The 22,782-nt window shown below is 36.7% G+C and carries 25 protein-coding genes and 2 pseudogenes; 22 read left to right on the top strand and 5 right to left on the bottom strand.

Annotated features, from left to right (window positions below):
- Window positions 1–90: 90 nt before the first annotated feature.
- The 4 genes from ACT5E3_RS21035 (at window position 91) to ACT5E3_RS21020 (ending at window position 4,705) form a co-directional block, all read left to right on the top strand.
- Window positions 91–1,125 (top strand): type IV pilus twitching motility protein PilT, encoded by a 1,035-nt coding sequence (locus ACT5E3_RS21035; RefSeq protein WP_444995528.1) that lies wholly within the window; start codon window positions 91–93, stop codon window positions 1,123–1,125.
- Window positions 1,126–1,165: 40 nt separating this feature from the next.
- The gene (locus ACT5E3_RS21030) at window positions 1,166–2,296 is read left to right on the top strand and encodes a PilT/PilU family type 4a pilus ATPase (protein ID WP_444995527.1); all 1,131 of its coding nucleotides are present in this window, start codon (window positions 1,166–1,168) and stop codon (window positions 2,294–2,296) included.
- 275 nt (window positions 2,297–2,571) lie between these two features.
- Window positions 2,572–2,799 carry a hypothetical protein gene (locus tag ACT5E3_RS21025; protein ID WP_444995526.1) on the top strand — a complete coding sequence of 76 codons (228 nt, stop codon included), beginning with the start codon at window positions 2,572–2,574 and terminating at the stop codon, window positions 2,797–2,799.
- A 22-nt stretch (window positions 2,800–2,821) separates the two neighbouring features.
- Window positions 2,822–4,705 carry a CocE/NonD family hydrolase gene (locus ACT5E3_RS21020; protein WP_444995525.1) on the top strand — a complete coding sequence of 628 codons (1,884 nt, stop codon included), beginning with the start codon at window positions 2,822–2,824 and terminating at the stop codon, window positions 4,703–4,705.
- A 44-nt stretch (window positions 4,706–4,749) separates the two neighbouring features.
- Here ACT5E3_RS21020 and ACT5E3_RS21015 read toward each other — a convergent pair whose 3' ends face one another.
- Window positions 4,750–5,193, bottom strand: coding sequence for a GNAT family N-acetyltransferase (locus ACT5E3_RS21015; protein ID WP_444995524.1), 444 nt, complete (start codon window positions 5,191–5,193; stop codon window positions 4,750–4,752).
- 550 nt (window positions 5,194–5,743) lie between these two features.
- Between ACT5E3_RS21015 and ACT5E3_RS21010 the strand changes: the two genes are divergently transcribed.
- On the top strand, window positions 5,744–9,718 hold the full coding sequence (locus tag ACT5E3_RS21010) for a rhombosortase-dependent M36 family metallopeptidase (protein WP_444995523.1): 3,975 nt from the start codon (window positions 5,744–5,746) through the stop codon (window positions 9,716–9,718).
- 81 nt (window positions 9,719–9,799) lie between these two features.
- Here ACT5E3_RS21010 and ACT5E3_RS21005 read toward each other — a convergent pair whose 3' ends face one another.
- Both ACT5E3_RS21005 and ACT5E3_RS21000 read right to left on the bottom strand, forming a co-directional pair.
- On the bottom strand, window positions 9,800–10,129 hold the full coding sequence (locus tag ACT5E3_RS21005; RefSeq protein WP_444995522.1) for a hypothetical protein: 330 nt from the start codon (window positions 10,127–10,129) through the stop codon (window positions 9,800–9,802).
- Window positions 10,129–10,530, bottom strand: coding sequence for a hypothetical protein (locus tag ACT5E3_RS21000; protein WP_444995521.1), 402 nt, complete (start codon window positions 10,528–10,530; stop codon window positions 10,129–10,131). The genes ACT5E3_RS21005 and ACT5E3_RS21000 overlap by 1 nt, the downstream gene beginning before the upstream one ends.
- A gap of 1,086 nt (window positions 10,531–11,616) precedes the next feature.
- Here ACT5E3_RS21000 and ACT5E3_RS20995 point away from each other — a divergent pair.
- The 6 genes and pseudogenes from ACT5E3_RS20995 to ACT5E3_RS20970 all read left to right on the top strand — a co-directional run.
- The gene (locus ACT5E3_RS20995; RefSeq protein WP_444995520.1) at window positions 11,617–12,171 is read left to right on the top strand and encodes a hypothetical protein; all 555 of its coding nucleotides are present in this window, start codon (window positions 11,617–11,619) and stop codon (window positions 12,169–12,171) included.
- Complete coding sequence (locus ACT5E3_RS20990) at window positions 12,168–12,389, top strand: hypothetical protein (RefSeq protein WP_444995519.1); 222 nt, start codon at window positions 12,168–12,170, stop codon at window positions 12,387–12,389. The genes ACT5E3_RS20995 and ACT5E3_RS20990 overlap by 4 nt, the downstream gene beginning before the upstream one ends.
- On the top strand, window positions 12,382–12,525 hold the full coding sequence (locus ACT5E3_RS20985; RefSeq protein WP_444995518.1) for a hypothetical protein: 144 nt from the start codon (window positions 12,382–12,384) through the stop codon (window positions 12,523–12,525). The genes ACT5E3_RS20990 and ACT5E3_RS20985 overlap by 8 nt, the downstream gene beginning before the upstream one ends.
- Window positions 12,526–12,861: 336 nt before the next feature.
- Entirely contained in the window at window positions 12,862–13,374 is a 513-nt protein-coding gene (locus ACT5E3_RS20980; protein ID WP_444995517.1) for a YcxB family protein, read from the top strand.
- A gap of 112 nt (window positions 13,375–13,486) precedes the next feature.
- Window positions 13,487–13,741: a hypothetical protein gene (locus ACT5E3_RS20975; protein WP_444995516.1), complete on the top strand. Its 255-nt coding sequence runs from the start codon at window positions 13,487–13,489 to the stop codon at window positions 13,739–13,741.
- Window positions 13,742–13,963: 222 nt separating this feature from the next.
- Window positions 13,964–14,077, top strand: a pseudogene (locus ACT5E3_RS20970) (IS110 family transposase); the annotation flags it as partial.
- A gap of 215 nt (window positions 14,078–14,292) precedes the next feature.
- Here ACT5E3_RS20970 and ACT5E3_RS20965 read toward each other — a convergent pair.
- Window positions 14,293–15,267 carry a transposase gene (locus ACT5E3_RS20965; RefSeq protein WP_444995514.1) on the bottom strand — a complete coding sequence of 325 codons (975 nt, stop codon included), beginning with the start codon at window positions 15,265–15,267 and terminating at the stop codon, window positions 14,293–14,295.
- 109 nt (window positions 15,268–15,376) lie between these two features.
- Between ACT5E3_RS20965 and ACT5E3_RS20960 the strand changes: the two genes are divergently transcribed.
- Both ACT5E3_RS20960 and ACT5E3_RS20955 read left to right on the top strand, forming a co-directional pair.
- Window positions 15,377–15,547: a hypothetical protein gene (locus ACT5E3_RS20960; RefSeq protein ID WP_444995515.1), complete on the top strand. Its 171-nt coding sequence runs from the start codon at window positions 15,377–15,379 to the stop codon at window positions 15,545–15,547.
- 19 nt (window positions 15,548–15,566) lie between these two features.
- Window positions 15,567–15,680 (top strand): annotated as a pseudogene (locus ACT5E3_RS20955) (IS110 family transposase); the annotation flags it as partial.
- A 215-nt stretch (window positions 15,681–15,895) separates the two neighbouring features.
- Here the strand turns inward: ACT5E3_RS20955 and ACT5E3_RS20950 are convergent.
- A complete protein-coding gene (locus tag ACT5E3_RS20950; protein ID WP_444995514.1) occupies window positions 15,896–16,870 on the bottom strand; it encodes a transposase in 975 nt (324 codons plus the stop codon).
- A gap of 80 nt (window positions 16,871–16,950) precedes the next feature.
- On the opposite strand from ACT5E3_RS20950, the gene ACT5E3_RS20945 reads away from it, so the two are divergent.
- The 9 genes from ACT5E3_RS20945 (at window position 16,951) to ACT5E3_RS20905 (ending at window position 22,753) form a co-directional block, all read left to right on the top strand.
- On the top strand, window positions 16,951–17,337 hold the full coding sequence (locus ACT5E3_RS20945) for a hypothetical protein (protein WP_444995513.1): 387 nt from the start codon (window positions 16,951–16,953) through the stop codon (window positions 17,335–17,337).
- 125 nt (window positions 17,338–17,462) lie between these two features.
- Window positions 17,463–17,915: a hypothetical protein gene (locus ACT5E3_RS20940; RefSeq protein WP_444995512.1), complete on the top strand. Its 453-nt coding sequence runs from the start codon at window positions 17,463–17,465 to the stop codon at window positions 17,913–17,915.
- Window positions 17,916–17,984: 69 nt separating this feature from the next.
- Window positions 17,985–18,530 carry a hypothetical protein gene (locus ACT5E3_RS20935; RefSeq protein ID WP_444995511.1) on the top strand — a complete coding sequence of 182 codons (546 nt, stop codon included), beginning with the start codon at window positions 17,985–17,987 and terminating at the stop codon, window positions 18,528–18,530.
- Window positions 18,531–18,667: 137 nt separating this feature from the next.
- Window positions 18,668–19,144, top strand: coding sequence for a S1 RNA-binding domain-containing protein (locus tag ACT5E3_RS20930; RefSeq protein ID WP_444995510.1), 477 nt, complete (start codon window positions 18,668–18,670; stop codon window positions 19,142–19,144).
- Window positions 19,145–19,509: 365 nt separating this feature from the next.
- Complete coding sequence (locus ACT5E3_RS20925; protein WP_444995509.1) at window positions 19,510–20,493, top strand: DUF2156 domain-containing protein; 984 nt, start codon at window positions 19,510–19,512, stop codon at window positions 20,491–20,493.
- Window positions 20,494–20,499: 6 nt separating this feature from the next.
- Complete coding sequence (gene rimI, locus ACT5E3_RS20920) at window positions 20,500–20,958, top strand: ribosomal protein S18-alanine N-acetyltransferase (RefSeq protein ID WP_444995508.1); 459 nt, start codon at window positions 20,500–20,502, stop codon at window positions 20,956–20,958.
- 240 nt (window positions 20,959–21,198) lie between these two features.
- Window positions 21,199–21,801, top strand: a complete 603-nt coding sequence (locus tag ACT5E3_RS20915; protein WP_444995507.1) for a SecDF P1 head subdomain-containing protein — start codon at window positions 21,199–21,201, stop codon at window positions 21,799–21,801.
- Window positions 21,802–21,883: 82 nt separating this feature from the next.
- Window positions 21,884–22,243 (top strand): hypothetical protein, encoded by a 360-nt coding sequence (locus tag ACT5E3_RS20910; RefSeq protein WP_444995506.1) that lies wholly within the window; start codon window positions 21,884–21,886, stop codon window positions 22,241–22,243.
- A gap of 87 nt (window positions 22,244–22,330) precedes the next feature.
- Window positions 22,331–22,753, top strand: coding sequence for a hypothetical protein (locus ACT5E3_RS20905; protein ID WP_444995505.1), 423 nt, complete (start codon window positions 22,331–22,333; stop codon window positions 22,751–22,753).
- Window positions 22,754–22,782 lie beyond the last annotated feature (29 nt).

Raw genomic sequence — 22,782 nt, 5'->3', positions numbered from 1 at the left:
AAAATAGAAAAACGTAAAAGTATCAATCAATTAAAAGATCCGCTAGTATTTTAGCATCTAAAGATAAGAAATGTTGGAGTATTCTATATAATGGATATCACCGAGCTACTTGCATTCAGTGTAAAAAATAAAGCATCAGATTTACATCTGTCCGCCGGATTACCCCCAATGATAAGGGTTGACGGCGATGTTCGAAGAATTAATGTGCCTCCTATGGATCATAAAATGGTTCATAGTTTGGTCTATGACATAATGAACGATAAACAGCGTAAAGATTTTGAAGAGTTTTATGAAACCGATTTCTCCTTTGCTCTACCTGGAATAGCTCGATTCCGGGTTAATGCCTTTAACCAAAACCGTGGGGCGGCGGCTGTTTTTCGTACAATTCCATCGCAAGTTTTAACGCTTGAAGAATTAGGGGCTCCCCAAGCTTTTAAAGAAATGTGTATGCATCCTCGAGGATTAGTTTTGGTTACCGGACCAACAGGCTCTGGTAAAAGTACAACACTGGCGGCGATGATTGATTATATTAATGACAATCATTATGGTCATATTTTAACCATTGAAGATCCAATAGAGTTTGTACATGAAAGTAAAAAATGCTTAATCAACCAGCGTGAAGTGCACAGAGATACATTAGGGTTTAGTGAAGCGTTACGTTCTGCACTACGTGAAGATCCAGATATTGTACTGGTTGGTGAGATGCGTGATTTGGAAACCATTCGTTTAGCATTAACCGCGGCTGAAACCGGGCATTTAGTATTTGGTACGCTGCATACATCGTCGGCTGCGAAAACCATTGACCGAATTGTGGATGTATTCCCCGCCGCTGAAAAGGACATGACCCGCTCGATGTTATCAGAATCACTGCAAGCGGTTATTTCACAGACTCTTTTAAAGAAAAATGGTGGTGGTCGAATTGCTGCCCATGAAATTATGATTGGTACACCTGCGATCCGGAACTTGATTCGTGAAGATAAAGTGGCACAAATGTATAGTGCTATTCAAACCGGGTTAGGGGTTGGTATGCAGACGTTAGATCAATGTTTAAAAGATCTACTCGCCAAGGGATTAATTAGTCGACAAGACGCAAAAGATAAAGCTAAAAATAAAGAAGAGTTTTAGTTAATGGTATTGATTAAAGATTTTTTTGGGGTAATAAACGATGGATTTTGAAGGATTATTAAAATTGATGGTCACTAAAAAGGCGTCGGATCTTTTTATTACCGCAGGCGTACCGCCTAGTATCAAAATTCACGGAAAAGTGATGCCTGTAACGCAACGAGCATTAAGTCCTGAAAAAGCTCGTGAAGTTGTTTTAAGTGTAATGAATGAAGAGCAGCGAAGAGATTTTGCAAGAGTTCATGAATGCAATTTTGCGATTAGCGCGGCTGGTATAGGCCGGTTCCGTGTAAGCGCTTTTCAACAAAGAAACCATGTTGGAATGGTATTACGTAGAATAGAAACCCAAATACCGACTATTGAAGAACTAACACTCCCAAATATATTAAAAAAGCTTTCGTTGACAAAGCGTGGGTTAGTCATCTTTGTTGGTGCAACCGGGACAGGTAAATCAACGTCTTTAGCTGCGATGATAGGTTATCGAAATCGTTCAACGACAGGACATATTATCTCAATTGAAGACCCTATAGAATTTGTCCATAATCACGATAAATGTATTATTACACAACGAGAGGTTGGTATTGATACTGAGTCATTTGGTACGGCATTAAAAAATACTTTGCGACAAGCACCAGATGTTATATTGATTGGTGAGGTTCGAGCCGCCGAAACGATGGATTATGCTGTCGCATTTGCTGAAACAGGCCACTTATGCATGTGTACCTTACATGCAAATAATGCGAATCAGGCATTAGATAGAATTTTACATTTTTTCCCCAAAGAAAAGCATAATCAGGTATTAATGGATTTATCACTTAACTTAAGAGCAATTGTGGCTCAGCAGTTAGTACCTACGCCAGATGGCAAAGGACGACGGCCAGCCATTGAAGTCTTAATTAATACGCCACTCATTTCTGATCATATTCGTAAAGGTGAAATGCATTTGCTTAAAGACTTAATGGGCAAATCCAATGAGCAAGGTATGCAAACATTTGATCAATCTCTGTTTCGCTTATTTAAATCGGGTGATATTACTTATGATGATGCACTTCACCATGCTGATTCTCCTAACGACTTAAGGTTAATGATTAAGTTAGATGCATCAGAAAATAGTGACGGCACATTTGATAATGGCATTGGTGGTATGACATTAGAAGAGCAAGATCCGCGTTAGCATAGCTAACGCCTTCCGGCTGTGAATAGTGATAACAATTACGACCCCCCGCCCTTAAAAGCGGGGTTTTTATTCGCTGCCTTTTAATCTCAATGCTCAATAAATTTTCAAATGCCTCTAATATGTGAGCTGAATCTCTTCTTATCACTCTATCAAGTGCAGTAGAACATCAGAAGCTTGAATCAACCGAACAAAGGGAATAATGAGTGCTGAATATCAAATTACGCGACAAACGGGTTAAGGCTTCGTGTCGGGTATCATGAAAGCGCAGGTTCTTGCTTTTACCTGCATCTCACAAAAACAGTGAACGTTTTAAAGCACAAGCCATCAATGATTTTTCTATATTTACCGTTCAAGTTTTAGGTTCATTATTGGCAGGAATGATTATTTTTAGTCAAGGTTGGCTATGGCTTAACTGGATTATTACTCCTATTATTTTGTTGATGTTTGGTATTAGTGTCTGGTACTTTCTACTATCAAAAAAGAAAATGAATAAAATATAACAAAGAAGTTATGAGGAATTTAATGAAAAGAATAATAACTAGGAGCCTATTTTTATTGGGGGTGTTATTTTCAGTCGGTGTTATTGCAGAAGGCAAGGTAAAAAAAGATGCTCGGGCGGAGTATATTCGTTCCCACTATGCAAAATATGAATACCAAATAGCCATGCGGGATGGGGTTAAGTTATTCACTACGGTTTATAAGCCCTATGATACGACGACCAAATATCCAATTCTTATGAAAAGAACGCCTTATCGTGTGGCACCTTATGGAGTTAATCAGTATAAAACTCGTTTGGGACCTACTGAAAGTTTTGAAAAAGAGGGATATATTTTTGTTTTCCAAGATGTGCGCGGAAAGTTTATGTCTGGCGGTGAATATGTCAACATGCGACCACAAGATGCATACAAAAACGCTGCTACACAAGCTGATGACGCAACAGACACTTACGACACCATTGATTTTTTGATTAAAAATATTGCTAATAACAATGGAAAGGTTGGCATGTGGGGAACTTCTTATCCCGGTTATTATTCGTCTGTAGCCGCTATTAATAGTCATAAAGCGCTTAAAGCCATTTCTCCTCAAGCCCCAATTGCCGATTGGTTTTATGATGATTTTCATCGAAATGGTGCTTTTGTTTTACCGATGGCTTTCCTTTTCTTTGATACTTTTGATAAACCTCGAAAAGGCCCACATGCTATTTGGCCTGAAAAACTGAAACTTGATACACCTGATGGTTATGATTTTTATCGCAGGCTTGGTCCGTTATCAAATGTTAATAAGCTTTATTTTAAAGGTGAAAGACCGTTCTGGAATGATTTAGTTGAGCACCCTAATTATGACCAGTATTGGCAGTCACGCAATGTGTTACAGCATTTTAAGCAAGTTAAGCCTGCCACTCTGATTGTTGGTGGTTGGTATGACACCGAAGATTTATATGGCCCATTAGCAACTTACCAAAAAATGTCTAAAAGCAATAAACGTGAAAATGTAAAGTTAGTGATGGGACCTTGGTATCATGGTCAGTGGAATCGAGGTGGTGGAGATAAACTAGGTGAAGCTCAGTTTGGTTTTGATACCAGTCTTTGGTATCAGGAAAATATACAGTTACCATTTTTTAATCATCACTTGAAAGGTAAGAAAGCTCCCAATTTATCGACTGCAACCGTGTTTGAAACAGGCGCTAATCGATGGCGAAAGTTTGCACATTGGCCACCTAAAAAAGGAAAAATACAACAGCTATTTTTAGGGGCTAATGAAACGCTTGTTAAACAAGCCAATAGCAAAGAAGAAAAAAGTTACAGTGACTATGTTAGTGATCCGAATAAACCTGTACCTCACTCTACTCGTATTGGTCGAGGCTGGGATAAACCCTATATGGTTGAAGATCAAAGATTTGCTGCACGAAGAACAGATGTTCTTGTGTTTGAAACAGAAGTACAAGAGCAAGATGTCACAATTGCTGGCCCGATCGATGTCGACTTATGGGTCTCAACTTCACAATCAGATGCTGATTTTGTAGTTAAGCTAATTGATGTTTTTCCGGGTAAGCTAGTGAATAGTGATGCCGTTGATAAAAAAACTGGCAACCGACATGAACTAGTACGCTGGGGAGTTATGCGTGGACGTTTTAGAAATAGCATGAGCGAACCAGAGCCTTTTGTTGCTAACGAACCAACACGTGTTCGGTTTGATTTATATGATGTTCTACATACCATTAAACGCGGTCATAAGTTACAAATTCAAATTCAAAGTAGCATGTTTCCATTTATTGATCGTAATCCGCAAAAATATGTAGATAATATTTTTAAAGCGAAGCCCGAAGATTTTGTAAAAGCCGAGCATCGAATTTATCATAGTGATAAGTACCCGAGTCAGATTAAATTTAAAACAATAGAACAATAACAGGTTTTTTGTTAATTGGTTTAATCTGTTATTAGATCCTTTTTTTAAAGACGCTTACTGTAATGATCGAACTTATCGATCATTACATATCCGCAAGATTCATAAAGTTTTTTAGCTTGAATATTGTCTGTTGCTGTTGCTAGTTTAATTGAAAATACGCCTTCTTTTTTTGCCCTTAATTCGATGGACTCAAGTAATTTTTGAGCAATACCTTGTTGACGAAAGTCGCTGGTAACGAATAGATCATTGAGGATCCATAGTGGTGACATAGCAACCGATGAAAAAGCAGGGTAAACCTGTACAAAACCAGCTGCTTGCTGGTTACTATATGCTAATAAAATAATAGAATCTTTTTGTTTTATTCGTTGAGTTAAAAAAGCCTTACTTTTTAATTTTGCTTTAGGCATTTTATAAAACTCACGATATTGTTCAAAAAGCTCTAATAAAAATTCGAGCTGTATCAGAGTTGCATTTTTAATTTCAAGCATTTCAATTTTCTTTTGAATAGGTCTATTCGATTTTAGAATAAAAATGGGTTGCGATTAGCTATAACAAAAACAGTTTATCACCGAAATTTTAAATTCACTAGCGCTATTACCAGTAAACTTTTAATTAAATTGAGTGTTATTTTAATTATTTATAAAGTAATAGTTTTTAATTAGGTTAATCTTGATCAAAACAAGCGGAATTAATTGAATTGTTGAATTGTGTTTTTTTAAACTTTTGTTAGAATCGCCTGTTGTGTATAGCCATAATTGAGTCACTAAATACTTTTATATCGGCGAGATTGATACACGAGGGAGAAGTTTATTTATTATAACATTGCACTTAAATTATTTATCTCAATAAGTAAACCTGTGTGCCATTTATATAACAAAAATAATCTTATTTTTGTTAATGTTAAATAAACAATACATATCAATATTATAAGTTTTTCTTTTGAGCAACCAAGAAGTTTATTAATGATTATCAATTAAAAACTTGATAGCTATGATAAATAATTAATAAACCCAATAAAAATATTAATAAGGAATAAGGATGAATAAGTTTAAATTAAACATAGTGTCTTCATTAGTTACTGCGGTAATTGCTTCTGCTGCTACTGCATCGGTTGCACTCGCTAGCAATGGTGTTGTTGCTAAGCTACATCCAGTTACCAATGCACAAACTGTTGAGCGGTCACAATCGATTAACGGGATGAAATCTCATTTTGATCAACAATTAGGGCAAAAAACATTTCAGTGGGCTTCAAAAAATCAGTCACAACCAGACTTGACCGGAGTATTACCTGAAAACAGAGTCGCAGCGGCAGCTGAGTTTTACCTAAATAGTCTAATCGGTGTATCTGCTAATAAATCAGGTTTAGTTAGTACTTCATTAAAGCATGTTCATGACACTGGACGTGGAGCGCGGATTGCTAAATTTAAACAAGAAATCAATGGCATAGAAATTTTTAATAAAGAATTTAATATTTTAATGGATGCTGAAAGTCAGTTAGTTGCATCTTCTGGTTACTTGTTGAATAAATCAACAGCCTCATTATTAAACAAAAGCCATTCATCTAGTGCGCCAGATTTAGCTTTTTTGAGTTTTGGTTCTGCTGAAGATGCCGTTGCTCATGCTTTTATTGCTATGGGTGGAGATAAGTCAAAATTAACGCTAAAGAAGACTAACAAGTCTGGTGATTATCAATACTTTAGCGCTTCAACTACAGGTGCTAAACAGATCACAGGCAACCCTCGTGCTAAGCAAGTTTATTTTGATGTCAATGGAAAACTAAAATCAGCTTATTATGTTGAATTAGAAATTGCTTCTGGCAATTCTGTTGATGCAGAGTATTTTAGTTTTGTAATTGACTCAAACGTTAACAAAATTTATTTTAAAAATAATTTAATGTCTCATGCTGAGGCTTTCTCTTACCGAATTTATGCTGATGAAAACGGAACGCCTTGGGATGGTCCGCATGGTAATGTTATTCCAGCAGCCAATGCAACAGATCCAGATACTGCAACCTATTTAGATGCCAGCTTAATTAGTCTAGTGAATGGACCAATTAGCAATGATGATCCTTGGTTAGCTGATGATGCAACAATCACTTCTGGTAATAACGTTTTTGCTTATGTTGATGCGATTGCACCCGATGGTTTTACTGCTGGTGATTTTGCTGCTGACTTATCGGCACCATTAACTTTTGATTATCCCTATAAAACAACAGAATTAGAAAACTCTTTCCACAATAGAAAAGCCGCTATCGTTAACTTGTTTTTTGTTAACAACTATCTACACAATGATTTTTATGGGCATGGTTTTGATGAAGTTTCTGGTAATGCTCAAGTCAGCAACTACGGACGCGGCGGTGAAGAAGATGATGTGCTTCATGCCCAAGTGCAAGATAATTCAGGTATGAATAATGCCAACATGTCTACACCTGCTGATGGAGCTTCACCAAGAATGCAAATGTATCTTTGGGATAGTAAAGATGCAACCAATGGTGAAGATTATGGTTTAACCGTGACTTCTCATACTGATATTGGTTTGCTTGCATCTACTCGACGTTCTGCATTTGGACCGGGTCAATTTGCCGATGTTAACGGAAAGCTTGTTAGAATTAATGACGGTAATGCGCCTGAAACTGATGGTTGTGAAGCCGCAACTAATGGTGTTGATTTGACTGGTAACATTGCCATTATTGATCGTGGTGGTTGTGCTTTTACCGTTAAGGTAAAAAATGCGCAAGATGCGGGAGCCATTGGTGCAATTATCGCTAACAATACTGGCACCGTTGAGCCTGCCCCAATGGGTGGAAGTGATGCTAGTGTAACTATTCCTAATATGGGAATTTCATTGAATGATGGTGCAACAATCTATCAAGCAATGACTGGTGGGGATGTTACGGTTTCAATGTTTAATGATAAATTGTTAAAAGGCAGCTCTTGGGATAACGGTATTGTTGCTCATGAATGGGGACATTATATTAGTAATCGATTAGTTGGAAATAGTGCAGGCCTTATTAATAATCAAGGGCGTTCAATGGGAGAAGGTTGGGGAGACTTCCATTCATTATTATTATTATCGGACGAAAGTGATATACAAGTTGCGAATAATGATCAATACCAAACAGCCTATTCTGCAACATCTTATGTGGCTAACTTTAGATCGGGCATTCGAAGAAATCCTTATTCAACGGATATGACGATTAACCCTGCAACTTTTGCTGACATTTCTGTTTCGGCTGAGGTACATGATTCAGGGGAAATTTGGGCATCAATGTTATGGGATAGCTTTATTGCTTTAGTGAATGATGAAAGGTATACCTTTGAACAAGCGCGTAGTGTGATGAAAGATTACTTGGTTGCTGGTTATAAAATGACGCCAATAGCACCAACTTATACCGAAGCTAGAGATGCTGTTTTAGCTGCTGCTTACGCCAATAGTGTCGAAGACTATCAGCTAATTTTACAAGCTTTTGCTCGCAGAGGAATGGGAATGGGAGCTGTTTCGCCTGCTCGTTATTCAACTGACCACTCAGGTGTTGTTGAATCCACCGAAACTCAATTAGCAACATTTATGGTGAGTGACCATGATTTAGATACCAATTTTGAAGGTTCAAATTATGGTTACTGTACTAATGATAATATTTTAGACAAAGGAGAAACCGGAGCGGTATCGTTTACTTTAACCAATAAAGGAACAGACGCACTAACCAATTTAACAGGCCAGTTAACTGTTTTAAGTGGTCATGATGTTACTTTTGCCAATGGTGGCGTGGTGACTGTCGATTCTTTGGGGGTATTCGAAAATAAAACGCTTGCTCCAATCGAGTTTACTTTAAACGATGCTGGTACTGCTGAAGTTTTACAAATCGCGCTTTCTTTTCCTGATATCGATCCTGAAATTGTTACTGATGCTCAGTATGCTTTATCGACTCAAGTTAATATGGATTTTGTAAAACGCGATCCGGTTGCTAATGCTGATGAAGATAAAATGGAAACCGCATCAATTGTTAATGATTGGCAAGAGCATATTATGGCGGGTGGTGAGCAAGCTAAAGGAACTGTTGGAAGTGACTCTGGGGCCAATGTTCCTTTCTTATCACAATCAAGTGGAATTGATTTGGGCACAACCACTTTATACTTAAGAAACAATGGTTTTAGTTCTGATGTTGCCGCAGAAACCGATGACGTTAATGTGGGGTATGGCAGTAATTTCCAAATTAGTTTCTATCACTTTTATGCATTAGAAGCTGATTGGGATGGCGGTGTTGTTGAGATTAGTATTAACGGTAGTGAGTGGACTGATGTAACACAAGTTGGTGGTACTTTTGCTATTGGTTATAACACAGCGGCATTAGAAGAAAATCCTGCACAGGCGCTACAAAATAGGCCTGTATATAGCGGTAGAAACATCAATGGCGGTGTTTATGGCGAAGTTGAAACCATTAGTTTTGGTTCTGCGCTTAACGGTAATAATGTGAAGTTCCGTTTTAGAGTCAGCAGCGACTCTAATACCAATGATTTTGGTTGGTGGATTGATAACGTTAAGTTCAGCAATATTACTAGCGGAATTTTCTCTAATGTTGTCGCTGGAGATTCTGTTGAGTGTGATAATCGACTTCCGGTGTTTACTGTTGCCGATATTACGGTTAACGAACGTGATACTGTTGGCGGTAGTTTAAACACTGTTAACTTATCCGTTACGGCAACCGATCCTAACGACGATGCTTTAACTTATACGTGGACTCAGGTTTCAGGACCAACAGTTACGCTAACTGGTGCTGATAGCAGCTCTGCTAGTTTTACTGTACCTGCTATTACTGAAACAACGGCGCTAATTTTTAACATTGCTGTTAGCGATGGAAAAGATACAGTTAACAAACAAGTTAAAGTAACGGTAACTGATGTTGAAGATCCTGCACCAGTTGAAACTAAAAAGAAAAAAGGTGGCGGTTCAATGGGCGCCTTTAGTTTATTGTTGCTTCCACTTGTTTGGTTACGCAGAAAAGTGAAAAAGTAATATTGAATACTTTTATTAACTAAGCAACTAAAGCCTCAATTAATTTGTTATTTAATTGAGGCTTTATTTATTCCGCTTTAATCATCGTAATGATTGTTCTGTTGCTCTGCTATTAATTTGCTCCGCCAGTTGTTCAAGCTTTATTTTTAATTCTTTATTAATATTGGAATAAATGGTTTGATGGTTTTTATCAAACATATCAATATCAAAGTTTGTTTTAAGGCTATCATTAATCAGCTGCTCCATTTGGTTGTAGCTAAGTGATAATGAATAGAGTAAGTTTTGTTGGTCGTGGTTAAATTGACACTTTAGTAGTGAGCATAGAAAGTGGGCGGTAATATCCATCACTTCTCTGCTTTCTAATAAGATATTTTTAATTTCTTGCTGCTTAAAGAATATTTTTTGACTCATTAGTAACGCCCTCGATTGGGTGAACGAACAACGAGGGGTTGTTTTCCAGTTTGCACCGCTTCTAAAAACTGATTCACACTACTGATTAAATCGTATTTGACTAAAGGCGTGTTAAATAGCATGTCGGTGTTGTATTGGTAGTTGAATACATCAATATTCATTTCAATCAGTTTTAAGTTAAAACGTTTTTCCATTTGAAAGAAGTTACAAATGAGTGAAAACAGTTGGTATTGTTGTTGGGGGTTTTTAAAGTTGGGTAAATAAATACCAATGAGTTCACCGGAAAGACCGTATAAGTTTCTGGCATCAATAAGCAGTTGTTCAATGGATTTTTGTGACTGTTTTTTCGTTTGATTAGTTGTTGAGTTTTGATTAAAAAAATCATTGGGTGGTAATTGCATTTGTTGAATTCCTTTTGTGTTTCTTTTGCTAACAGTTTTAAGTTGTGATTTTAAAAAACTGGTCATACGGCTTATGAACCAATAAAAGCCATAGGTTCAACTGACCAGAAAGAGAAGACTCTTTTTTTGCATTCGATATCATTCATTGGGTCCCATTAACCATGCACTTACCCAGCTTCTCAAACTGGGTTATGACGGATTGTTTAAGGTTGCTGGTGGCTTTTTTAGGCACAGCAATACTTAATTTGAATATCTCAAATATCAAACAATCTGTCTGAAACAGGTTAAAATAGGACTAGATAATGATTTTTTTCTTTAAGAAACAAAAAGTTAAATGCAAGGCATGGAGATTAGTGATAATGAAAACACACCTAAGGTGTTTGAAAAACTGGGCTCGCGCTGTTAGCGACAAAGCTTTATAATAAAGATAAGTCATGGTTACTCTCCTGGAGTGACTGTGGCCTAGCTCTGGAGGATAGTTGTCGCTACCTTCAGGGCGTCTTAACGGCCAACTAACTTTTAAGTTAATGGTTTTAGTTTGCAACTGACAAATCGTTCAAACTTTATTTTCACGTACCTGTTTTTACAAACAGAAAAAAATGCCATTCAAACATTTCAGCTCTTGCAAAATGACCGACTGAATGCAGTCGATTGCAGGAGAAATACTATCATAAAAACACAATAAAAACCTAAGAAAAAATAGGAAAAAACAACGTTTTTATTTTGGATATTAACGTATGATTTTTTATGCGTTTTGGAAAATGAAAATCGATTTTATTGTTGTTAAATCTATTCAACACTAAGTTGACATAACGATTGAATTAGGTGAGTATTTGATAATGATTAAAAAACACAATACCGTTAAACGGCAGTTTGAATATTAATTAGGTTCACTGCATAGAATATGCTGTTATTTTCTTCTTAATCAATCTCGCTGATTGCCGACTGACTACGCCAGTCAATTCGTTAATATTCCCTTAATCTCAAGGCTCGATGAAAACTTATTCTGTTAGCTGGGTTTCTTCTTTTCGCTCTATTGAGTGAGGTATAATGTCAGAAAATTGAGTCAACCACACAAAGGGAATTATGAGTACTGAATATCAAAGCCTGACATGGCGGCAAATGGCTGCATATCATGAAGAGTTAAGAGAGGTGATTTTTGCTGATGTTGAAAGCACCTATGCGGCATTAGGAATTAAGGCGCATGAAATTAGTTATAAAGACGTTAAGGAAGCAGACAAATGGAAAAAAATTTGGACAAAAGAAAATAGAGTAGCAAGTTGGGGCTGGCTCGATTTGTACGAACAATATCATTCTCGCGGCGGAGCTAGACGATTTGATTTAGCATTGTCAAAAGCGGGTGCATTAATTAGCTTATGTTATGGCATGTTGGAAAGAGATAGGCTTATACTTAAATTACATGCTATAGAACATTCTCCATTAAAAAATAAAGTTTTATCTGATAGCATACTAGATATAAATCTTTATGCTGCTGATTTATATGCGCAATTAAATGGTTCACGTGAACTTTGGCTTTGTGATCCTGTGTCTCCAGCTCACACAAGACTATATCGTGGTAAAGGGTATAAACCGTATGAAAACCATTTTGGAAAAGTAACTCATTTGGTGAAAAAACTATGACTAAAATACTGACTCGTGAAGAGATGCTTGAGAAATTAGAAGAAGCCAAGAAAGAGATGAAAAAGAAAGGCCGTAATTATGACGGGCTGGGTAAAGCCATAGCTGAGTTAAATAAAGAAAATGGCGAGGATTATGGTGGCGTTATACTTGGTGCGCAAAATGAAGTCGATTTTTATAGGATTTTAAAAGAAATTAAGGAGAATGCAGTTGATGAATGAACGACAAGAAATGCGAGAATACATAGAAAAAAAAGTTAAAACTATTAAAGGAAATGCAAAGTTAAACTCTCAAAGACGAGCCAAGAAATTGAAAGAATTAAATCAATCAATTGATAAAGAAATCGCCAAATCTTAGTAAAAAAGGGGCTTTGGCCCCTCCGTTTTATCTCAATCGCCCCGATAAAACTGGACAGCCACTTCTTATAAATACTAAATGGGCACATCTTTTACTTCGATGAATTAGCGCGAAACAGTGATTTGCTCAGTTGTTTTAGGTTAACTCAATTTTTAATGGAATAAAAAGTGCACTTGCATTTAACAGCAGTCAATCTTATTAAATACAAGAGTTGACATAGCAGTCAAGTTAGGTAAGTATTTGATAATTATTAAAAAGTCGAAATGCAGTTAAACGGTTGTTTGAATATTAATGAGATTTACTGCATTCAATCAGCTGTTACATTTCAGGAGTCACATGGAACTAGAAATAGAATATGAATTGTCTGATTGGATAGAGTTTCAATCGCATTTAGAAAAGACAATATTTAGGGAGCCAAGGCGGTGGTGGGACAGTTGGTGGGTAAATATGATCGTTTGGTTTCTGGTTGCATTTGTTTTCTTTGGTTTCTTTCAGAGTGATAGCAACTTTAGCTGGGAAACAGCAGGTATCGTAGCATTTGTATTGATATTTTATTTTGCACTTATGGTATTGAATGGCGTTAAGGCTAAGCGTGCTTGTCAGCCTATTTCAGGCGGAGCTTTTTTAACCAAACACAAATTCGTTATTAGCGACGACGGAATCAAAACTAAAGGTGCAGCTTATGAGGCAAACCATAAGTGGGATATTGTTCAGCGAGTAGAAAAAACAGATAGGGCAATTTATCTCTTTATCGATAGTATCCATGCCCTAATATTTCCACTATCTAAGGTTTCTAGTATAGAGAGTTTAGAGGCACTAATTAAAAAAAATGTAACAAAGCCATCGTAGGGACTCCTTTTACGTCGCTTGTTTTTGTGCTTGAATAGCACAAAAACAACCAACTACAAAGTCGCCCCACATGGCGGCGTTAACCATCAAAATGAAAGTTGGAAGTTCTAATATGAAACTTAGTTCACTAAAATCAATACTCTGCTTATCCTTAGTATTTTTATGTTTCGGCTGTGCGACAAATTCGGCAAAAAATGAAGTAATTGTGGATTGTAACCAAACGCTCAGTATTGTTGAGTCGCCAAAAAATGTAGTGTCTGAAGATGGATTTACTATATTGTACGACGGAAAAGGCGGCGACACTTTGGAAAAGCTGCTAAAAGAAGCCCTCAAAAAACAGATTGCTCATGGTTGCAAAAATGGTTAACAAGGCAAAAAAATAAGTCAGGACACCCATCACTTATGTCTTTATGTGGATGCTGAGATGATCACCCTGCTTAAGCAACAGTGTGCCACAATTAAGACTCTGCAATAAGTCAGGACACCCATCACTTATGTCTTTATGTGGATGCTGAGATGATCACCCTGCTTAAGCAACAGTGTGCCACAATTAAGACTCTGAACTCATAATTGAAACAAGGTGATCATCATGAAACATAGCGTAATAGGTATCGATTTAGCAAAGAATATTTTTCAAATTTGTGCATTAAATGAAAACAATAAAGTCATGTTCAATAAGCGAGTCAAGCGACATCAATTATTAGACATGAAAATGGACATCCTCAACTTAAAAATAATGTTTTTTTGAAATTGTTTTTTTATATAAAACAGCTTTTGTTTTTTGTAGCCAAATAAATCAAAGTGGCTGATTTCAGTTAATATTTTCACTCAATCTCAGTATGATTTTGAATGTTTAGATGTCATTGATTCTCAGCAATTACTGATAAAGATTATTAGGTGTCTTTAGGGTTATTAGAGTTAGTTAAAAATCTTCCTGTTTAAATGGATACCTTTAATAAACTTATTTTCTAACTTTTCTAAATAGTGAATTAAGGTACTTGACGAACCAATCACTGTCAGCTGTGATAAATCATCTTTCTGTTTCATCAGTTGAATAAATCCCTCACCTTCAATATTAAGTTTTTGTAAAATCGGTGGTTCATGCTGTTCAATATAACCTCGCTTGTCATTACGAATGGCTCGACCAACCCAGTCAGTGAGTTGCAAATAATCTTGTGTGCTAAAGGAAAAACTGTTTTGATGTTTTTGTTGGCTATTTGATAACTTCATTAAGGGAATTACTGGTTTAGTGTGTTTCTTAAGTTGGGTAATTCGCTGCTGAATACTGGTGTAATCAGATTGTTGTAAGTTTTTAGCTATCTTGGCTCGAATAGGATTCAGGTCAACATAACTCATGGCTGTGAGTACTGCTGATTCATCTAATAAAGGTTGTGATTTAAATCTGCCCTCCCAGAAGCGACCTTTGCAGTTATCTTCTTTGTTAGCCTTACAAGCTAAATACTCATTCAGACAGCGCATCAACCAGGAAATATCGGATAATCGTTTTCGCCACTCTTCAATGATGTCTTGAGCAACTTCTCGAATGCCTATTGCTTGTGGATTATTAAGGTATTGTTGAACCACTGTGGGTATTTGATAAATCCTTTTCCAACGTCTGATAATATTAGCTTCACTCCAACTCTTCGCCTTATCCACATCCACTCGAAGTACCAGATGGTAATGGTTACTCATAACCGCATAGCTGGCGATTTCAATCGCAAAAGTACTAGCCAGATAAGCTAATCGCTCAACAATCCAATCTCGGCGATGTTCATAAGATTGACCGGAAAAATGGTCTTCACCACAGAGAAAAGCGCGGCGGACACAACGGGAAATACAGTGGTAGTAAGGGGTTGTTTCTAAATCGATAATGGTTTTGCGGGCTCGGGTCATATTAATATCCTTATTAATGTTTCATCCTGAGGACTAACTTAACCAACTACGACTTGTTTGTCTAGCAATTATTTGAGAGTATGGAACAAGGGGGTGGCTGTCCTGTTATTTGTCTTGTTATCCTGACTTTGAAGAGAAGGAAATTCGTGCAGGAGTTCTAAGAGCGCCAGATGTAGAAGCAATAAGTCAGGACACCCATCACTTATGTCTTTATGTGGATGCTGAGATGATCACCCTGCTTAAGCAACAGTGTGCCACAATTAAGACTCTGAACTCATAATTGAAACAAGGTGATCATCATGAAACATAGCGTAATAGGTATCGATTTAGCAAAGAATATTTTTCAAATTTGTGCATTAAATGAAAACAATAAAGTCATGTTCAATAAGCGAGTCAAGCGACATCAATTATTAGACATGAAAATGGACATCCTCAACTTAAAAATAATGTTTTTTTGAAATTGTTTTTTTATATAAAACAGCTTTTGTTTTTTGTAGCCAAATAAATCAAAGTGGCTGATTTCAGTTAATATTTTCACTCAATCTCAGTATGATTTTGAATGTTTAGATGTCATTGATTCTCAGCAATTACTGATAAAGATTATTAGGTGTCTTTAGGGTTATTAGAGTTAGTTAAAAATCTTCCTGTTTAAATGGATACCTTTAATAAACTTATTTTCTAACTTTTCTAAATAGTGAATTAAGGTACTTGACGAACCAATCACTGTCAGCTGTGATAAATCATCTTTCTGTTTCATCAGTTGAATAAATCCCTCACCTTCAATATTAAGTTTTTGTAAAATCGGTGGTTCATGCTGTTCAATATAACCTCGCTTGTCATTACGAATGGCTCGACCAACCCAGTCAGTGAGTTGCAAATAATCTTGTGTGCTAAAGGAAAAACTGTTTTGATGTTTTTGTTGGCTATTTGATAACTTCATTAAGGGAATTACTGGTTTAGTGTGTTTCTTAAGTTGGGTAATTCGCTGCTGAATACTGGTGTAATCAGATTGTTGTAAGTTTTTAGCTATCTTGGCTCGAATAGGATTCAGGTCAACATAACTCATGGCTGTGAGTACTGCTGATTCATCTAATAAAGGTTGTGATTTAAATCTGCCCTCCCAGAAGCGACCTTTGCAGTTATCTTCTTTGTTAGCCTTACAAGCTAAATACTCATTCAGACAGCGCATCAACCAGGAAATATCGGATAATCGTTTTCGCCACTCTTCAATGATGTCTTGAGCAACTTCTCGAATGCCTATTGCTTGTGGATTATTAAGGTATTGTTGAACCACTGTGGGTATTTGATAAATCCTTTTCCAACGTCTGATAATATTAGCTTCACTCCAACTCTTCGCCTTATCCACATCCACTCGAAGTACCAGATGGTAATGGTTACTCATAACCGCATAGCTGGCGATTTCAATCGCAAAAGTACTAGCCAGATAAGCTAATCGCTCAACAATCCAATCTCGGCGATGTTCATAAGATTGACCGGAAAAATGGTCTTCACCACAGAGAAAAGCGCGGCGGACACAACGGGAAATACAGTGGTAGTAAGGGGTTGTTTCTAAATCGATAATGGTTTTGCGGGCTCGGGTCATATTAATATCCTTATTAATGTTTCATCCTGAGGACTAACTTAACCAACTACGACTTGTTTGTCTAGCAATTATTTGAGAGTATGGAACAAGGGGGTGGCTGTCCTGTTATTTGTCTAGAAGAAAAGCGAGCCAAAATCAAACGTCAAATAAACTATCATATCAAAGAGCATCAACACTTAGATAAAAATGAAAGTAGAGATAAAGAACAAGTCAAACGTGCAGAGCAAACGATTGAAACTTTAAATAAAGCATCAGAAAAAATAGACAACTTCCTAAAAAATTCTGAGCCAAGGATGGGAGAAGGTAAAAGAAAAAAAGAAGTTAAAAGCAATATCACTGACAATGAAAGTGCCAAGATGACAACAAGTAAAGGCACTATACAAGGCTACAATGGAATAAGTCAGAATAAGTCAGGACACCCATCATTTATATCTTTATGTGGATGTCCCCGTTTACTTTTTACTTGATAGCTTTGTGTGATAAGTATCTGCTAACAAGTTGCTTAAGCGGACTGAAAACAGTTGGCTACTTTTACTTCGTTCAATATTATAACCAATAGCTTAGCAAGGCATAACCACGAGAAAAAACAATTATGCGTATAGCTTTTGATTTAGATGATACATTAATACCAACGACTACTAAGTTTTCTGTTGGTAGTAAATCTTTAGGGATTCCCGCAAATTTGATATTCAAAGAAGAGTTAAGGAACGGTGCTCCAGAGTTGATGAAAAAGTTGGCACGAAATCATGAGGTTTGGATTTATACTACGTCGTTACGTAAAGAATTTTATTTGAAAATGTGGTTTAAATTTTGGGGGGTAAGAATAACATCGGTGGTTAACCAACAAGAACACAACGATGCGGTAAAAGGTAATAGTGTCTATTCAAGGTTTAGTAAAACTCCAACCTTGTTCGGCATTGACTTGTTGGTCGATGATTTACCCGGAGTAGAAATTGAATGTAATACCCAAGGCTGTGAATCTTTGATAATCTGTCCAAATGATAAAAACTGGACTGAAAAAGTAGCAGCCAAAGTTGGGGTATAACAAGTGGCCGCAGAGCAATGCATTAAGCCTCTGGGTGTATATATAAGGTAAGTTTTAGGAATTTTAATAATGATTTGGAGTATTTTTTCTCCCGCTAGAGACTATCCAGAAGTATTTATTTGTGAGGAAGACGGTTTTGTTGATTTGACCTTTACAATTTCAAACTTCAAGAAGCTCAAATCTGGTTCTTATGAGATTGTCGTTAAAGGCGACCTGAAAGGCGATAAAGTTGGGTTTGCAATCGAGTTGTTGCCTTCGTGGAACCCGCAAGTAGTAGAAGGTATTAATGATGCTTTCTATTGGGGAGAGGCATTCTTCAAGAACATTGGGGCCGAGTCAGAAGCTTTTATAAGATCACTAGCTACTCTATATGGCGCTACCGTAAGTGATGCATCTGTTCCAGACAAGGTCAATGCCCAAGTAGTTGGGCTTGCTTGCAATCCCGAACAGCTTGAGGTCTCACCCTGCAAAATGAAGTTCTTCTTCAATCCTGACGGAGAGAAAGAGCTGTATTCTGAGGTTTTCATAAACATTGATCTTGCTGAGAAAAGGCTAGAGTTCAATGAAAAGGACAATGATTATCGTGCACCTTTATTACGTTCGCTGTTGCAATAAAAATGGGTTCGATTATGTATTTCAAAGTTACCCGAAAAAAGAAATAATCAAGCCATGTACCAGATGATAAACCTTCAGCTTCGCTTCGTTTTTGCCACTGGTGATGGCAGGCGTTACATTGAAAGGTCAGTACAAAAATGAAAGTTGGTGAAATAGTTCGAGCTAAAGTCGATCAGGTTGAGAAATGGGGCGTTTACCTTTCTACCCCCGAGGGGCGTATATTCATTCAGATTTTAGAGCTCGATTGGGTAAAGAAAATTCCCGACCCGAGAGAGTTCACAAACATAGGTGAGGAATTTGATGTTCTTATACTGGCTGTCGATGAAAGAAGGCAAGCATTCTCCGGTTCAATAAAGCAAGCCAAACCAGAACTAGATCCATTCAAAACTGATGGGCGATATGAGCCGGGCAGTATACACTCTGGTATAGTTAGGCTTAACACTGAGTATGGAACTTTTGTTGAAATTGCTCCTGGTCTTGAAGCTCTTATATACAATGAATCAGGCGGTAATTTAGAAATTGGCTCCGTTCAAAAAGTAAAAGTTATTTTGTACGACCTAAGCCGTCGACGTATGCAAGTTGAAATTTCAATGAAATCAATGGGATCAAAGTAATTGATCTCTCATTTTGTTGACAAATTAACTTTAGTCGAAGTTGTAGAGAGATAAAATTGGACAGCCGCTTCTTATAAACACTAAACGAGTACATCTTTTACTTTGATGAATCAGTATGAAATTGTGATTTTCTCAGTTGTTTTACGTTAACTCATTTTAAATCGGAATAAAAAGTGCACTTGTATTTCATTGCAGCCAATTTTATTAAATACTAAGTTGACATAACAGTAAAGTTAGGTGAATATTTGATAGTTATTAAAAACACAATACAGTAAAACGCTCATTTTAATATTAATAAAACTTACCGCATAGAATATGCTGTTAGCCCTAGAATCTTACCCAAACAGGAGTAATCATTTCTCTATATGAGCAACCTTAAGGTCGGCAGATATGAGCTGCACTCTTTAGATTTAACTGCAAAGCCGATAATGGAACGCTATCTGTATTTGTTAGAAATGGATACCAGTGATTATACCTTCGCAGCAAATTATTTATGGATTAGCAAAGGCAGCGGTTTTTATTCTATCATCGAAGATACGTTCTGCTTTTTCTTATTGAGTAATGGCGAATTGTCCATGCTCTTGCCTCCGATTGGAAAGTTAGAAAACTGCTTAAAGGCGGTTGAAACCTGCTTTGCAATTATGGAGGAAAATAATCAATATCCTGCTTACACCAAAATTGAATATATCGATGAAAAAATTCTTTCTGCATTGGCTGGACATCTTGAGAAAGATGCCGAGATATTTGATTTGTTTGAAGATTATGTGATTGAACGGTCTTTTTCTGATTATATTTATCATTGCGATGATTTAATAAAATTGTCTGGCAATTCTTATAAAAACAAAAGGAATGAAATAAATAAGTTCATTAGTATTCATCCCAATCATGAGTTGCAATTACTTAATACTCGTGACCATGGCGATAACATAATGGTTCTTTTGGATAAGTGGATTTCTGAAAGGATGAAATATTTGCCAAACGAGCAGTCTGATGCTTTTCTTGATGGCATTTATGATGAGCGTTTCGCTATCAAGCGTATGTTACGGGATTATGAAGCGCTTGAGTTGATCGGTTTAGTGATTATTATTGATGGAGTTTTGAGTGGGTTTACCGTCGGTGAGAAGATTAATAACACTACGGCCAGTGTGATTATCGAGAAAACCGATTTCAATATTCTGGGGTGCGCACAATTCATTTTTAGAGAGTTCGCCAAACTTCTATCCTCGAATTATGATGTTATTTATATCAATGTCGGTGATGATATGGGGTTTGAAAACTTAAAGAAAGTAAAGCTATCCTATCGCCCAACTAAAATGTTGCCTAAATATACTATCTATAAACGCCATTAATCTTTTATGTCAAATTCGATTTCAGATGCAAAAGTTGATGATGTCAAAGCTCTGGTGGAATTGGAACAACTTGTATTCATTCCATCAGACGGAATGCTCAACCAAATATCCTTTCGCTATCATATCCAGAAAAAGAAAAACCTATTACTTGTGGCAAGAAGTGATAAATTGCCATATCAATTAATGGGCTACATACTAGTCTTGTTGCATAAACGCTCCGCGCGTATTTATTCATTGGCGATAAATCCCGAGCATCAAAAGCGGGGTATTGGTAGTGAATTGATAAAAGCCTCAATTAATCGAGCCCAAGAAAAAGGAATTATGAAAGTCTCTCTAGAACTTAGAAAAGATAACAGCGTTGCATTTCGTCTGTACGAGTCATTAGGGTTTATAGTGTCTGGCGTTCGTCCAGATTATTATCAGCGTGGAGACGATGCAATAGTCATGACATGGCAGAAAAAATAGCTATCAAATTAACTTTAGTCAAGGTTGTAGATGAGGTTAAGAAGGGTTTGTAAAATATAGTCAAAAAGAGATGGAGCAACTATTACTTTCTATCAATCTTATTAAATGCGGAGTTGACATAGCAGTAGAGTTAGGTAAGTATTTGGTGATGATTAAAAACACAATGCAGTTAAATGGTCGTTTGAATATTAATGAGATTTACTGCATAGAATATGCTGTTAGGCTAAAGAGGAATTGGATTTGACATACATATCTAAAATTGTTTTTGTGTTTTTTTGCTTACAAGCATTTGACGCGTACAGTGAGACTTTGAAGTATTCTCTTGGTGATCAAGAAAATAATCTGGAATCTGCCAGTATAATTAGTAAACGTCTAAACCAAGCTAGATCAATTTTTGAACCAGAAATAGAATTTACTAAAGAAAATAACATTGTATATCTACTTGTCGATACGAAGATAGCAGCAAAAGAGTATTTTAGCTACTTGACGACTACACAAGGCAAACTAGAAGCGTTTACAGTGTCAGACTCGAAAAAAGATATTTGGTTTACTGATAAAGATATTGAAAATACAGGAACTAGAGACGGTAGCGTAGATATACGAGTCACAGAAGAAGCTGCTGAGAGAATCGGGAATCTATATGAGAAAAATAAGGGTAAGGTATTAACCGTCTTACTCGATAGTAATGTGATTCTTAAGGCAAAGTTAACCCGCCCATTGGGACAGAGCTTTCGACTGAGAGCTGGTGTGACAGGTTTTGCTGATGATGCAGAATTCGTTGCAATACTATTAAGGTATGGTTCATTGGCAAAGTCAGTTAACCTTGAAAAAATTGTACAATAGGTTAATAAAAAGCCTAACCAGTTGCGGCAATCGACAAAAAACAGCGCTATGCAAATTTGCGAATGCGCTTGGCGTTAAATTAATGAAATACGTCATTCTATCAACATTGCTAATTATATCGAGTCACACTATGGCTGTGCATGAACTGCACATTGAAAATCAAGAGGGGATTTCGCTCGAGAGTTGGCTTGAAATATGCGAGGTTGACTCAACCTTAACTCATGAGAAGACAATAAGCGTCAAGAATCCGAATACAGGAGAACTGCTTTCCATTGAAGCTGAAGGAATGTGTGTATGGAGAGCAGAAGGTTTTCAGACTACTTTCGATTATCGTTCAGGCAAAATATCCTTTAGTCATTCTGATGATGCGCTATTGAAGGCGAAAGAAATTGCGTCGAAGTTGAAAGCAACTATCATAGGTGATGAAGCTGAAACCTATTAGAAATTTAATAAGTCGTAGCAGGATTATTTGTGCCAAAATACGTACAAATTTCTGGACTAGGCGTTATGTTTAAATAGGAGCGTATGAATGAAGTTTTTACTTAGAGTTGTTGTGTTAAAGGTAATCTTATTATTCGCATTCCAAATAAAAGCCTCAGACTCCGATAAATTGTTGGAGAAAAAAATTATAGGAGTATGGCTCTCCAATAGTGAATGGACTCATCCAGACTATCCAAATAAACCGATTGTAGATCAAGGCAAGGATGATTATGGAGCCGATGGGGTAGTTCGAGGGTTTACTATTTCTCAGTACCCTGAAAGTAAACGGAATTGGAGTTATGAATCGAAATGGTGGATAAAAGATAGCTATCTTTATATGGAAATCATAAGTGAAAGCTTAGGTTTGTTAAAGCAAGGGTTTCAAACCAGAGACAAAATATTATCGATTTCAGATAAAAAAATGGTTTTACTAGCTGAAGATGGAACGCGACTGGTTAGGTATCGAAAATGATAGTTCCTATGATATTAATTGTTCTAGAT

Source organism: Aliikangiella litoralis (assembly GCF_052495765.1).
Note: the sequence above shows the minus strand (reverse complement) of the source record. Positions and strands in the feature narration are given on the sequence as shown.

Bases quoted from the DNA above. Each gene is read 5' to 3' on its own strand.
- ACT5E3_RS20985 (WP_444995518.1), top strand. From the start codon at position 12,382: ATGAATGAACGACAAGAAATGCGAGAATACATAGAAAAAAAAGTTAAA.
- ACT5E3_RS21035 (WP_444995528.1), top strand. From the start codon at position 91: ATGGATATCACCGAGCTACTTGCATTCAGTGTAAAAAATAAAGCATCA.
- ACT5E3_RS20935 (WP_444995511.1), top strand. From the start codon at position 17,985: ATGATTTGGAGTATTTTTTCTCCCGCTAGAGACTATCCAGAAGTATTT.
- ACT5E3_RS21030 (WP_444995527.1), top strand. From the start codon at position 1,166: ATGGATTTTGAAGGATTATTAAAATTGATGGTCACTAAAAAGGCGTCG.
- ACT5E3_RS20925 (WP_444995509.1), top strand. From the start codon at position 19,510: ATGAGCAACCTTAAGGTCGGCAGATATGAGCTGCACTCTTTAGATTTA.
- ACT5E3_RS20980 (WP_444995517.1), top strand. From the start codon at position 12,862: ATGGAACTAGAAATAGAATATGAATTGTCTGATTGGATAGAGTTTCAA.
- ACT5E3_RS21005 (WP_444995522.1), bottom strand. From the start codon at position 10,129: ATGAGTCAAAAAATATTCTTTAAGCAGCAAGAAATTAAAAATATCTTA.
- ACT5E3_RS20940 (WP_444995512.1), top strand. From the start codon at position 17,463: ATGCGTATAGCTTTTGATTTAGATGATACATTAATACCAACGACTACT.
- ACT5E3_RS20905 (WP_444995505.1), top strand. From the start codon at position 22,331: ATGAAGTTTTTACTTAGAGTTGTTGTGTTAAAGGTAATCTTATTATTC.
- ACT5E3_RS21015 (WP_444995524.1), bottom strand. From the start codon at position 5,193: ATGCTTGAAATTAAAAATGCAACTCTGATACAGCTCGAATTTTTATTA.
- ACT5E3_RS21020 (WP_444995525.1), top strand. From the start codon at position 2,822: ATGAAAAGAATAATAACTAGGAGCCTATTTTTATTGGGGGTGTTATTT.
- ACT5E3_RS20965 (WP_444995514.1), bottom strand. From the start codon at position 15,267: ATGACCCGAGCCCGCAAAACCATTATCGATTTAGAAACAACCCCTTAC.
- ACT5E3_RS21000 (WP_444995521.1), bottom strand. From the start codon at position 10,530: ATGCAATTACCACCCAATGATTTTTTTAATCAAAACTCAACAACTAAT.
- ACT5E3_RS20975 (WP_444995516.1), top strand. From the start codon at position 13,487: ATGAAACTTAGTTCACTAAAATCAATACTCTGCTTATCCTTAGTATTT.
- ACT5E3_RS20990 (WP_444995519.1), top strand. From the start codon at position 12,168: ATGACTAAAATACTGACTCGTGAAGAGATGCTTGAGAAATTAGAAGAA.
- ACT5E3_RS20945 (WP_444995513.1), top strand. From the start codon at position 16,951: ATGGAACAAGGGGGTGGCTGTCCTGTTATTTGTCTAGAAGAAAAGCGA.
- ACT5E3_RS21010 (WP_444995523.1), top strand. From the start codon at position 5,744: ATGAATAAGTTTAAATTAAACATAGTGTCTTCATTAGTTACTGCGGTA.
- rimI (WP_444995508.1), top strand. From the start codon at position 20,500: ATGTCAAATTCGATTTCAGATGCAAAAGTTGATGATGTCAAAGCTCTG.
- ACT5E3_RS20930 (WP_444995510.1), top strand. From the start codon at position 18,668: ATGAAAGTTGGTGAAATAGTTCGAGCTAAAGTCGATCAGGTTGAGAAA.
- ACT5E3_RS20950 (WP_444995514.1), bottom strand. From the start codon at position 16,870: ATGACCCGAGCCCGCAAAACCATTATCGATTTAGAAACAACCCCTTAC.
- ACT5E3_RS20995 (WP_444995520.1), top strand. From the start codon at position 11,617: ATGAGTACTGAATATCAAAGCCTGACATGGCGGCAAATGGCTGCATAT.
- ACT5E3_RS20910 (WP_444995506.1), top strand. From the start codon at position 21,884: ATGAAATACGTCATTCTATCAACATTGCTAATTATATCGAGTCACACT.